Origin of the sequence: Reinekea sp. G2M2-21, assembly GCF_015687175.1 — a bacterium.
In the GTDB taxonomy this organism is placed as follows: Bacteria; Pseudomonadota; Gammaproteobacteria; order Pseudomonadales; family Natronospirillaceae; genus Reinekea.
On record NZ_JADPQG010000001.1, the window covers coordinates 1,655,306 to 1,668,220 of the forward strand.

Below are 12,915 nucleotides of genomic sequence, written 5' to 3' on the forward strand. Positions count from 1 at the left end.
TCCGATTAATTATCGCTGTCAGGCAGGTCGTTATCTGTAACGTCGTCGTCTTCAGCAACTTCTGCGTCGTCCGAAGCCAGTACATCCTGGTTACCGTCAGTTGAATCAGATTCACCTTCCAGTAATTCTGCCGCCTTCAGTAATTCTTCTTCAGAGGGTTCAGCAATGCGCTCAATGGAAACCAGCTTCTCATCTTCGGCAACACGGATTAATGTAACGCCTTGTGTGTTACGGCCAAGCGTTGAGATTTCCTCGACCCGAGTACGCACTAGCGTGCCCTGATCAGAAATCAACATCACTTCATCACCACTGAAAACCTGCTTAGCGCCGACCAGCTTACCATTACGATCGCTACACACCATAGCGATTACGCCTTTGGTGCCCCGCCCTTTGGTTGGGAACTCGGTAATTGCGGTCCGCTTGCCATAGCCACGCTCAGAGGCCGTTAAAATCGTACCTTCTTCTACTGGCACAATTAACGAAATCACCCGTTGACCTTCCGCCAGGGTAATGCCACGCACACCTCGCGCCGTACGCCCCATGGCACGTACATGCTCTTCTTTGAAGCGCACTACCTTTCCAGCGTCAGACAGCAACATCACTTCTCGCTGCCCGTCAGTTAACGCTACACCCACCAGATGGTCACCCTCATCTAATGAAAGGGCAATCAAACCGCTGGTTCGCGGACGAGAGAAAGAATCCAGTGAGGTTTTCTTTACGGTTCCGTTAGAGGTCGCCATAAAAATGAAATGATCGGCATCGTATTCACGAATCGGCAAAATCGCCGTAACGCGCTCGTCGGCTTCCAACGGCAACAAGTTCACCATTGGCCGCCCTTTGGCAGCGCGCGACGCTTGAGGAATTTCAAACACTCGCAGCCAATACACCTTACCCCGATTGGTAAAACACAAAATAGTATCGTGTGTGCTGGCGACCAGCAGATGTTCAATAAAATCTTCGTCTTTCAAACTGGAAGCTGAGCGCCCTTTACCACCACGCTTCTGAGCTTCATAGTCGGTCAGCGGTTGGGTTTTCGCGTAGCCTGCGTGCGAAATGGTGACTACCATGTCTTCTTCGGTAATCAGATCTTCCATCGACAAGTCTTGACGACTGGCGATAATTTCCGTCTTACGCTCATCGCCGAATTCATCCTTAACCTGCAACAACTCTTCACGAATCACTTCCATCAACCGCTCATAGCTGTTCAAGATGCGTAGGAACTCACCAATGTCGTCGATAATCTGTTTGTATTCACCAATCAGCTTATCGTGTTCCAGACCGGTCAGCTTCTGTAAACGCATATCCAGGATTTGCTGAGCCTGCTCGGCAGACAGGAAGTAGCGCTCATCATGAACACCGTATTGATCTTCAAGATCCTCTGGACGACAGACATCAGCCCCAGCTCGCTCGAGCATGGCAGATACATCACCCAACGCCCAGCTGCGGGCTAACATACGCTCTTTGGCTTCGGCGCCTGTTGCAGACGTACGAATCAGCTCGATCATTTCATCAATGTTGGCCAATGCAATCGCCAAGCCTTCGAGAATATGACCGCGCTGACGGGCTTTACGCAGATCAAAAACTGTTCTTCGCGTGACAACCTCACGGCGATGACGGATAAACGCTTCGAGCATGTCTTTCAGGTTCAGAACTTTCGGCTGACCATCAACCAACGCCACGGTATTGATACCGAACACAGTTTCCAACTGGGTCTGTGCGTAAAGGTTATTCAGCAAAACGTCGCCGGATTCGCCCCGCTTCAGATCAATCGCGATGCGCAAACCGTCTTTATCCGACTCATCACGCAGCTCGGAAATGCCTTCTATTTTCTTCTCTTTTACCAGGTCGGCAATTTTCTCAATCAAACGCGCCTTGTTCACCTGATACGGGATTTCATGGACGATAATAGATTCACGACCGGTTTTAGCGTCGACAACCACTTCGGCTTTCGCCCGCATATAAATTTTGCCACGGCCGGTACGGTAGGCTTCCACGATACCTTTACGGCCATTGATGTAAGCACCTGTTGGGAAGTCTGGACCCGGGATGTACTGCATCAGTCCGTCGACATCCATATCTGGATTGTCGATCAGAGCCAAGGTACCGGCGATCACTTCGTTCAGGTTGTGCGGAGGAATGTTCGTTGCCATACCCACCGCAATACCGGAAGAACCATTAACCAACAAATTAGGGATTCGGGTCGGCAATACGTCCGGGATTAATTCGGTACCATCATAGTTTTCAACGTAATCGACGGTTTCCTTTTCCAGGTCTGCCAGCAGCGCATGGGCGAGCTTTTCCATACGGATTTCGGTGTAACGCATGGCCGCTGCAGAGTCTCCGTCGATTGATCCGAAGTTACCCTGACCATCCACCAGCGTATAACGCATTGAAAAGGATTGCGCCATACGAACAATGGTGTCGTATACTGCGGAATCACCATGTGGGTGATATTTACCGATGACATCACCAACCACACGGGCGGATTTTTTATAAGCCTTATTCCAGTCGTTACCCAGAATATTCATCGCAAACAGCACTCGACGGTGCACCGGCTTCAAACCATCACGAACGTCGGGTAACGCCCGCCCGACAATAACGCTCATTGCGTAATCGAGATATGACTGTTTTAACTCTTCTTCAATGTTGACGTGAAGAATTTCTTTGGCTAATTCACCCATGAGGTATCACTATCCTTCTTATCGTTCAGTCTATTTTTTGACCGATCTTTATATCGGGAATCGGCAAACAATTCCCATGGTGACTCGATTTTTCGAAAGTGCGAAATCATACCACAAATCAATAAGATAGACAGTTTTAGAACGCTCAGTATCAATGCAAACTGGCGAACTGCGACCCTTTTGACTAGCATATGCACCTTGACCACTCAGACAACTAAGAGAATACACATGCAAAGCATCGACACCCTCATTAGCGCACGCTGGATAATCCCGGTGAACGACGCACGGGAAACCCTTGAAAACCACAGCATTGCCATTGACCAGGGCGTTATTGTTGCCATATTACCCAATGCCAAAGCCGCTCAGGAATACCAGGCTTCCCACTCAATTGATCTCGGTGATCAGGCGTTAATCCCGGGTTTTGTGAACACACATGGACATGCTGCCATGGCCATTTTCCGTGGCATGGCCGATGATCTGGAATTAATGACCTGGTTGAACGACCATGTCTTCCCCGCAGAAAACAAATGGGTTGACTATGACCTGGTTCGCGATGGCACTGAACTGGCGACGGCGGAAATGCTGCGCTCAGGGACCACGACCTTTTCAGACAACTACTTTTTTCCCGATGCCTCAGCTGAAAGCGTTTTAAAAGCGGGCATGCGCGCTCAGCTTTGCTTTCCGACCATTGATTTTCCTACAGCTTGGGGAGCCGGACCCGATGAGCACATCGACAACGGCTTGAAAGTAATGGCAACCTACGCTGGCCATTCACATATCAAGGTTAACTTCGGTCCGCATGCCCCCTATACCTGTTCAGACGAGCCTTTGCTGCGCATTAAGGCACTCGCCGAAGAACACGGAGTGGGTATTCAGATGCACGTTCACGAAACCCAGGTTGAAGTAGACGGAGAGCTCGAAAGACGTGGTCAACGTCCGATCCGTCGCTTGAAGGACCTCGGCTTGTTAAGCCCTAACTTCCAGGCTGTCCATATGACGGCGCTGTCCGAAGAAGATATTAACGATATCGTCGAAACCGGTGCTCACGTCATGCATTGCCCTGAGTCCAATTTAAAACTGGCCAGCGGATTTTGCCCGGTACACGAACTGCAGAAACGCGGTGTGAATGTCGCCCTGGGCACCGATGGCGCTGCATCAAACAACGATCTCGACATGCTCGGCGAAATGCGCACTGCCGCCATGCTGGCGAAAGCCGTCAGCGGCGACGCAACAGCGCTTTCGGCATACGATGCGATTAAAATGGCGACCCTGAACGGTGCCAAAGCACTCGGCTGGGACAAGGAAATCGGCAGCCTTGAGGTGGGCAAGCGAGCGGATATAACAGCAATCGCGCTTAACGACCTGGAGTCACAACCCATTTATGACCCTGTGTCCCATATCGTCTACGCGTCCACCCGCGACCAGGTCACCAACGTTTGGGTAGACGGCAAACAGCTGCTCAACAACCGAGAACTGACAACTTTGGACAAAAACACGATCATCGAAACCGCCAAACAATGGCGCGACAAGATCGTCAAAGGCTAAGCCTTCTGCCCGGCAACGTTGCCGGGCATCCTTGCTTTCATTGCACACGTAAAATCGACATCTGCTCTCTACTTTCCCGCGTAAAACCGACATAATGCCCGCCAATAACGTGACAACTTTTTTGGAGTGACCGTGTCAATCAATGTAGATCCTGCAGAAATTGCAAAATTCGAAGCCCTGGCCAGCCGTTGGTGGGACCCTGAATCCGATTTCAAACCCCTTCATGATTTGAATCCGATACGGATGAACTACATTGACTCATTCGTTAACGTCGCCGAGTTGACAGTCGCGGACATCGGTTGCGGTGGCGGCATTCTGAGCGAAACGCTCGCTAAGCGAGGCGGTGTCGTCACTGGCATAGATATGACGGACGCGCCGTTAAAGGTGGCTCAGTTGCATGCTCTGGATGAAGGCGTTCAAAACATCACTTATCGTCAAATGACCGCTGAACAGTTGGCCGAAGAACAACCCGGTCAATTCGACGTAATCACCTGCATGGAAATGCTGGAACATGTCCCCGATCCAAGCTCTGTCATGGCGGCAATAAACACCTTGCTGAAACCTGGCGGCAAAGCATTCTTCTCAACCATTAATCGCAATCCAAAATCATGGCTTTTTGCCGTTGTCGGCGCGGAGTATGTGCTCAAATTGCTGCCAAAAGGCACACATGACTATGAGAAATTCATTAAACCATCCGAATTGGCCAGTTGCGCGCGCGAAGCGGGTTTAAAGGTAACTGACTTTAAAGGCATGAGTTATAACCCTGTTTTTAAAACCTTCCGATTAACCGGGGACGTCTCGGTCAATTACCTGATGGCCACAGAAAAGCCGGAACAAACCTCATGACTCAGCAGTTAAAAAGTCGCATAGACGCACTACCCGAACAGAGTTTGCGCGATAAAGTCATTCTCATTACCGGCGCTTCCGATGGCATCGGAAAAGCGGCCGCACTGGATTTTGCTGCCCAGGGTGCGCACCTGATTTTAATCGGTCGTAGCCAGGAAAAACTTGAAGCCGTTTACGACGAAATAGAACGCAGCTCCGACACCCGCCCCATCATTTTTCCTTACGATCTGAACACACTGTCATTGGAGGTTGCTCGCGAAATGGCTTACGCCATCGAACAGGAATATGGCCGACTCGACGGCGTTCTGTTTAACGCGTCTATACTGGGCAGCAAAATGTCGATTGCCCAATACCCAGAACAGGAATGGATGGACGTAATGAACGTCAATCTCAACAGCAGTTTCTACCTGACCCGGGCGCTGCTGCCGCTGTTAGAGGCCAGCGAACACGGCAGAATTTTATTCACGTCATCCAGCGTCGGCCGCAAAGGTCGTGCCTACTGGGGCGCTTATGCTGTTTCAAAATTTGCCACCGAAGGTTTAATGCAAACTTTAGCAGATGAGCTCGGCAACACCACGAACATCCGCACCTTTGCCGTTAATCCGGGCGGCACCCGCACCAACATGCGTACCAGTGCCTACCCGGGTGAAAACCCTGCAGATGTACCGGAACCGAGCATACACATGCCACTGTATCGTTTTCTGATGTCCTCTCAAAGCGCCGACCTGAATGGAAACTCATTCGACGCAAAGGACTTTAGCGCCAGCTAACCGCCTCAAAATACCGACGCCACCCTCATTTTCGGCGTCGGTTTTATGGCGTAAATCCCCTTAAAAAGCGGCAAACTATCTCCGTATCTGAACGAAAATCACTAATTTTTTCGGTAAGCCATTGATATTAAAGAACTTTATCGTTCTGGCACAAAAATCGCTAATTGGACACCAAGACTCCAAAAGCGGTAATTCATCATGGCAGGCAGCTTCAACCAGTTCAGTTTCGGCGGGCAAACCACCCAATCTAAGCCTACTATCGGCAACATTAGCCCGATAACGTTTGAAATGCTGTCTCCGGATCGCGTTAAAGATTTCCGCTTACAACTGTTCAGTCAGCTGCAGACGACATTGGATGTTGAACAATTGGTCTCAATATTTTTCCGACACTTAAAGCAATATCTGCCCATCTCAGGTGTCCAGTATGTCAATGGCGACAAAATGATTGATACTCAGATCGGACACATGGCAAAGCATCGCGCCCAATATCAACTGACGATGAAAAACGTCGAATATGGTGATATTTCATTTACCCGTGGCAAACGATTCAGTGAGAAAGAACTGACCTTCATAGAGTCGGTCATGGACGTTATTATTTTCCCCTTGCGCAATGCCATTAAATACCGGGATGCACTGGCAACGGCAATGATTGACCCCCTAACCGGCATGAACAACCGGGGAGCCATGTCCATTACGCTGACCCGCGAAATTGAACGCGCCCGTCGTCATGACGATCAGAACGTCAGCATTATCATGATTGATGTCGACCATTTTAAAATGATCAACGACCGCTACGGGCATCTTTCCGGGGACGATATTTTGCGCCAAATCGCGCATCTTATTCAGCAGTCCATTCGTGGCAGCGATGCCTGTTTCCGGTACGGTGGTGAAGAATTCTTAATCTGCGTCAGCAACTCAAATCTTGCTTTAGCAAGGACCGTCGCCGAACGGGTTCGAGGCCTTATCTCTGAACAGGTTCGCCTGCCGGACCGAGCCAAGCCGGTTACTGCCAGTTTCGGCATTGCTCACTATAATGGAGAGTCCGACTGGCCAGATTTAGTCGCACGAGCAGACAAAGCTCTTTACGCGGCTAAGCAAAAAGGCCGTAATTGCGTTGTTTCTTCTATGGAAACTAACGTACCAGTCAACTCGCTTTAGAACGTCGCTGCTCTCTGCTTGAACAGGGATCAAAATACACGAATATCGCAACGCAATATTCGTGTGCTGACCTGCCCTACCGTTGCTCGCATTATATACCTCTTTAGAGCTACATCGCACCAATCGTGCGCATTTGCCCACGATTTATAGCCGCTACTGGCGTCCACAACAGGCACGCTGCTTGCTAAATCATAGACAACCCTCTTTCATTACAGCGATGACACAAACCCATCCATGAATATCCTAATAATTGACCAGGTTGCCAAGCGCGCAGAACCATTAGAGCAGGCGCTCAGGGATTTAGGCCATGAAGTTCTGGTGCGTCCACCGGGAAAATACGCCATCTATAAAATGGTTGAATCGTTTCAGCCCGATGTGGTGATTGTCGATGCCGACTCTCCAGATCGGGATACCCTGGAAGATGTTTCAATGACATCGGACCGTCTGCCACGCCCGATTATCTTCTTTGCAAACGATGAAGACGATGATGTGATCCGGCAATCGATTCAAGCCGGCGTCAGTGCCTACATAGTGGATGGACTGCAACCCAGCCGTGTAAAAACTTTACTGAATGTTGCTATATCCAGATTCGAAGAACACCAGCGTCTGAAAGGTGAACTGAAAAAAACGCGTGATGAATTGGCTGACCGGAAAATCATTGATAAAGCGAAAGGTTTGCTGATGAAACATAAACAATGCGATGAAGACGCAGCCTTTTCCGCCATGCGTAAAATGGCAATGAACAAGAACGTACGGCTGTCCGAAATTGCACAGGACGTCATTGACCTATTTGGTTGAACGAACCCTTAACGGAATTCTTTTTTTATGTTCAATACACTACTCGCTACTAAGACCAACGTTAAAATCGGCTATGTCCCCTTATTGGATTGCGCACCGCTGATTGTCGCTCAGGAAGCCGGTTTTTTCGCCGAACAGGGCGTCAATGTTCAGTTCAGTCGTGAAAATAATTGGGCGAGTATTCGGGACAAACTGTCTCTGGGGATGATCGACGCTGCCCACTTACTTGCACCGATGGTCATCGCCAGCCAAATCAAGCAGCCCAATAACGACCCCAACAAGGCCTTTACGACATCGCTTGCACTGGGTTACAACGGCAACGCCATAACCATTTCAAACAGCCTCGCAAAGCAACTAGATTTAGGCGAACAGGATTTACCCAAAGCGCTTTCTGGGTTGGCTGAATTTTGCTCACAATCTCAGCGAAAAATTGTTATTGGCACTGTACATCCTCATTCGATGCACACCTACCTCATTCATTTACTGCTCCATAAAGCGGGCATTCATCCGGACGCTGTCGAAATTAAAGTACTACCACCGGTACGCATGGTGGATGCAATGAAACAGCAGGACGTCGATATGTTTTGCGTTGGAGAACCATGGAATACAGCAGCACAACTGGAACGGGCTGGTAAAATTTTATGTTATGGCAGTGAACTCTGGGAATTCTCGCCAGAAAAAGTACTTGGCGTAAACGCCAAATTTGCAAAAGACAAACCAGAAAGCCATCGAAAAATAGTCAAAGCGCTAATCAAAGCTTGCCAATGGCTTGAAGAACCAGACCATATGGCACAAGCGGCATTATGGATGGCGACCGAAAACTATTTGAACTGCTCTTCTGACTTGCTGATTCAGGCAATGATCAACCAATGGCACAGTCAGAGTCGTCGTCATTTGAAGCGCAAGATATTCTTCAGTCATCATGCGACGGCACCCTGGCCTGCACACGCTCAATGGATCGCTGAGACCATGCGAACGTTAAATAGCAGCATGAGCAGCGAGACCGAGAACCCTTTACTCAGTCAAGCTTATGACTGGCAAACCTATGCCAAGGTACTTGAAGAATTGGAACTTGAGATTCCGGAACCGTCGCGCCCACCCGGTGATATTCCGGTGTTTTAATAATGCGGCGCGGTGAAATGAGGATGAACCCATGCCGATTCGACGTAAATCACGGTGCAAATAGAAGAGATTCTAACGTGCACCACTCATTAACGAATCGCATGCAATGCCGGTAGCCCGAGTATGCAACTGACTCTCATGGAGTCAGTTGTCATTCATTGGCGAGCCAAACCGACTGATAGGGTTGCAAGGTAATTTCACCAACGATATCGGGCATGACTGCACCGCTGATCAAATCCCGCCATTGGTAAGTTTCAATCAAGTTTATTTCACTTAAGGAAATGATCGTCGGCTCGACCGACACATTGTTGATACAGAAAATACTTTGCTTTCGATCCAGCGACTGTCGCCAGATTCCGAAAACATTTGTGCCCAGTTGCAGGGTAAATTGCGTTGCATTCGGGTGAAAAGCTTTCTGCCGTTTGCGAATTTTAATTAATGAGATAAGACGCTGGTAAACCTTGGCATGGGGCGACGAGTCATCCGCTAAAGTCGCCATCAGCTCGCTGTAGTCCCAGCGATGTCGATTGATGTGACGATTGTGCTGAGTGTGTTCAAGCCGCTCATAATCATTTCGAGTCCCCAGCATGCTGTGAATATAAATACCGGGAATACCTTCCAACGCTAACATAATGGCATGTGCGCAAATAAACCGTTCAAAACCCCACTTGTCGGGCCCATTATGCGTCCCCTGCAAGGCATCGAACAACGCTATATTAATTTCATAGGGTTTAGTGGAACCATCATCCAAGGTACGCAGTGACACTCGCCCACCAAAACTCAGCATGGTACTGATCAGGCGATTCAACTCAACCTCACTGAGCAGCCCCTCAGCCGGACGCAAACCGATACCATCATGTGAAGCAATAAAATTAAAATAGGCTGTGCCGTCCTGGCTCGGTGGCATACTCATCAGCCATTGTTTCAGGTAAGTACAATCCCCGCTAATGAGTGTGTTTACCAATAATGGGGGCAACGAAAAATTGTAAATGCAATGTGCTTCGTTGGCGTTCCCAAAGTAGGTGAGATTCTCCTGATTTGGAATATTGGTTTCCGTAATGATGACCGCATCGGAACAGGCGTGTTCAATTAACAGACGCAACAATCGTATGACTTCATGAGTCTGTGGCAGGTTAATACAATTAGTACCGACCTCCTTCCATAGAAATGCTACCGCATCCAGCCGGAAAATCTTTACCCCTTCGTCGAGATACTGACGAACAATCCTCACAAACTCAAACAGCACATCTGGGTTGCCAAAATCAAAATCGACCTGATCATGCGAAAAAGTACACCAAACGTATTCCGTGCCATTAACCGTCTCGGTTTCCCGTAACAGCGGCGACGTTCTGGGTCGAACGACTTTTCCATAATCCTGCTGAATGTCTCCGGTTTTAAAGTAATGGCAACCGGGTTCTTCACCTTTAATGAACTGATCAAACCAGAGGCTCCGACTGGAGCAATGATTAATCACCAGATCTGACATCAGCCGAAAATTAGCAGCAATCGCATTGATGTCGGACCAATCGCCCAACGATTCGTTTACGACAGAGTAATTGATTACCGCAAAACCATCGTCAGAACTGTAAGGATAAAACGGTAGTATGTGAACGGATTTAAAGGCTTCCTTTATCGGACCTTCGAGAAACTCCGCCAGAGTTTTCAACGGTGGTTCGAGCACCCGATACCCATCTTTCTTTTCGATACTGTCACCATAGGTGATGAGAATTGCATCCTGTTCGCTCCAATGGTTCGAGTGTGGTATCGGGCTGACTTCTACGGCGTTCAATCGCATCAGAGAAACCAAATTCTCAGCGATATCCGGATAATTCTGCGCCAGCGGTATACCGTCATAGATCACCGCTAATTGATGCTCAACGGTACTTATCAATTTACTCAGCGTGTCATTCATAACCACTCTGCCTTTAGGCTTGTTGTAGAAATTCTTCGCGATCCGCCTCAACGGCTTCAATCAGTCGGTCAAATACATTTGGCATGGCACTGACCACCCGATTCCAACTGGGAATGAACGGTCGTTCCATAGGTGCATCCAGGAACCGCTGCCCCGCTGTCATGATGTTCTGCGCAAACATCTCAACCGCTTTTTCTTCCTGATGAATATCCAATTTAAGCCCATTCATAATGGCATCGTTGTGGCAGGTCTCGACAAAATCCAATGCAATCCGATAATAGGTTGCCTTCAGTGAGCGGAACGTCTCGGTATTAAACGTCTGCCCATTGGTTGCCAACTTGCGGAACATGGCCTTGGTAATATCGATGGACATTTTCGACAGACCGGCGTTGGCGTCTTCCAGACTTAAGTCCTGATGTTTGTGATCGTACACGCGGGCGATATCAACTTGACACAAGCGGTTGTTAGCATAATTACGGTACATTTCTGATAGTACGCCTATTTCCAAACCCCAATCCGATGGAATGCGAATGTCATTGAGCACGTCTCGCCGGAAGGAAAATTCGCCCGCCAAGGGATAACGGAAGCTATCCATAAATTCCAGATATTCATTGGGACCCACAACGCGTTTGAACGCACGGATAAGCGGCGTGACTAACAGACGAGAAACCCGGCCATTGATTTTCCCGTCGGCCACGCGTGCGTAAAAACCTTTACAGAATTCGTAATTAAACTGAGGGTGCGCGACTGGAAACAGTAACCGGGCTAACAATGCACGGTCATAAGTCACAATATCGCAATCGTGCAACGCAATGGACTCCGCGCGACCTGTTGCCAACATATAGCCCATGCAATACCAAACATTTCGTCCTTTACCTAACTCTTTAGGCGCGACCTCCAACGCTTGTAATTCTGCATCCAGTGCCTGCAACCTTGGACCGTCATTCCATAAAACCCGATGATGCTGAGGCAAATCGGAAAAGAAACGCATGGCGTGATGGTATTGATCTTTGTCTGCCCTATCCAAACCAATCACAATTTCTGACAGGTAGGGAACTTCCTTCAGGTTCTTAATAATATTTGGCAGTGCGTCGCCTTCGAGCTCAGAAAAAAGTGACGGCAATATCAAGCCCAGGGGTCGAAAACGTGAAAAATGCAATAGATCGTATTCCATCTCTTCAATGGAACGTTCGGACAAGTTGTGTAAAGTGGTTATGATGCCGTTCTGATGAAAATCTGCCATAGTACCAAGCCTCTCTGTCTTTATTATCGGGTTACAGCAATGCGAAAATTGCTTCGTTCCAACCTGCTGGTCCCTCCTGTTGTGTGCGATATAAACGCTCGTGATGGAAATCGGGAAAATGATGCGTCGGTGACTTAACCTGCACCGGAATATCAGCGCAAGCAAGCATGGCCAGATCGTTTTCACCATCCCCCAGCGCAATCGAGGTTGGCTTTGAACCCCTGCTTTGCTCATACTGCCGTTGCGTCCAGCTTACCGCCTTCCCTTTATCAGCCCCACTTAACAAATGAACAAAACGACCACCTCGCACCACATCCACGTTGACATGGGCACAAAGCAGCTCTAACTGTTTAAACTGGGATTCACTGCCATACCAATACAATGGGTCTGAGTATTCACGACGACAGGCCTTGCCGGCCTGTTCATGATCTAAGCCAGTCAATTCAACAATCTCATCTACCGTGAGTTGGCTGAACGACTTAAAGGCGTCGACCACACTCACCTGAAGTTCTTCGATGAGTGAGGTCCAATAAACGATATCCGGCGAAAACGACTTGACCCAATACTGGCCTTGTTTTTTTAAGCCTGCTTTATCAAAGCTTTGAAAGACATCGCTGTCCGGAATAAACACCGCAGCACCGTTTTCGACGATGAAAGGCGACGTGAGTGATAACCGCTGACGTAATGGTTCAATTTCCGCCCTGGTTTTCGAACTGACCGGGATAATGGGTATCTCCCTGTGCAACAACGCATCTATTGCCGCTTGAGCCTGTTCACAGCTGTAGTCGTAGTGATCTAACAGAGTACCGTCGAGGTCGGTATACACAACGTATTTCATCC

The 12,915-nt window shown here is 48.8% G+C and carries 10 protein-coding genes; 6 read left to right on the plus strand and 4 right to left on the minus strand.

Annotated elements, in window-relative coordinates:
* Positions 1 to 5: 5 nt before the first annotated feature.
* The gene (gene gyrA, locus IYN85_RS07570; RefSeq protein ID WP_196158200.1) at positions 6 to 2,681 is read right to left on the minus strand and encodes a DNA gyrase subunit A; all 2,676 of its coding nucleotides are present in this window, start codon (positions 2,679 to 2,681) and stop codon (positions 6 to 8) included.
* Positions 2,682 to 2,909: 228 nt separating this feature from the next.
* On the opposite strand from gyrA, the gene IYN85_RS07575 reads away from it, so the two are divergent.
* The 6 genes from IYN85_RS07575 (at position 2,910) to IYN85_RS07600 (ending at position 8,920) form a co-directional block, all read left to right on the plus strand.
* Entirely contained in the window at positions 2,910 to 4,226 is a 1,317-nt protein-coding gene (locus tag IYN85_RS07575) for a TRZ/ATZ family hydrolase (protein ID WP_196158201.1), read from the plus strand.
* Between the two features lie 138 nt (positions 4,227 to 4,364).
* Positions 4,365 to 5,072, plus strand: coding sequence for a bifunctional 2-polyprenyl-6-hydroxyphenol methylase/3-demethylubiquinol 3-O-methyltransferase UbiG (gene ubiG, locus IYN85_RS07580; RefSeq protein WP_196158515.1), 708 nt, complete (start codon positions 4,365 to 4,367; stop codon positions 5,070 to 5,072).
* The gene (locus tag IYN85_RS07585) at positions 5,069 to 5,842 is read left to right on the plus strand and encodes a YciK family oxidoreductase (protein WP_196158202.1); all 774 of its coding nucleotides are present in this window, start codon (positions 5,069 to 5,071) and stop codon (positions 5,840 to 5,842) included. Before ubiG ends, IYN85_RS07585 begins: the two co-directional genes overlap by 4 nt.
* A 198-nt stretch (positions 5,843 to 6,040) precedes the next feature.
* Positions 6,041 to 7,000: a GGDEF domain-containing protein gene (locus IYN85_RS07590; RefSeq protein ID WP_196158203.1), complete on the plus strand. Its 960-nt coding sequence runs from the start codon at positions 6,041 to 6,043 to the stop codon at positions 6,998 to 7,000.
* A gap of 234 nt (positions 7,001 to 7,234) precedes the next feature.
* Positions 7,235 to 7,798: an ANTAR domain-containing response regulator gene (locus IYN85_RS07595; RefSeq protein ID WP_196158204.1), complete on the plus strand. Its 564-nt coding sequence runs from the start codon at positions 7,235 to 7,237 to the stop codon at positions 7,796 to 7,798.
* Positions 7,799 to 7,825: 27 nt separating this feature from the next.
* On the plus strand, positions 7,826 to 8,920 hold the full coding sequence (locus IYN85_RS07600; RefSeq protein WP_196158205.1) for an ABC transporter substrate-binding protein: 1,095 nt from the start codon (positions 7,826 to 7,828) through the stop codon (positions 8,918 to 8,920).
* Between the two features lie 151 nt (positions 8,921 to 9,071).
* Here IYN85_RS07600 and IYN85_RS07605 read toward each other — a convergent pair whose 3' ends face one another.
* Genes IYN85_RS07605 through IYN85_RS07615 form a run of 3 tightly spaced genes read right to left on the minus strand, consistent with a single transcriptional unit; the run spans position 9,072 to position 12,913 of the window.
* On the minus strand, positions 9,072 to 10,832 hold the full coding sequence (locus IYN85_RS07605; RefSeq protein WP_196158206.1) for a sugar phosphorylase: 1,761 nt from the start codon (positions 10,830 to 10,832) through the stop codon (positions 9,072 to 9,074).
* Positions 10,833 to 10,845: 13 nt separating this feature from the next.
* Positions 10,846 to 12,075 (minus strand): glycosyl transferase, encoded by a 1,230-nt coding sequence (locus tag IYN85_RS07610; RefSeq protein ID WP_196158207.1) that lies wholly within the window; start codon positions 12,073 to 12,075, stop codon positions 10,846 to 10,848.
* Positions 12,076 to 12,106: 31 nt separating this feature from the next.
* Positions 12,107 to 12,913: a mannosyl-3-phosphoglycerate phosphatase gene (locus IYN85_RS07615; RefSeq protein ID WP_196158208.1), complete on the minus strand. Its 807-nt coding sequence runs from the start codon at positions 12,911 to 12,913 to the stop codon at positions 12,107 to 12,109.
* Between the last annotated feature and the right edge of the window lie 2 nt (positions 12,914 to 12,915).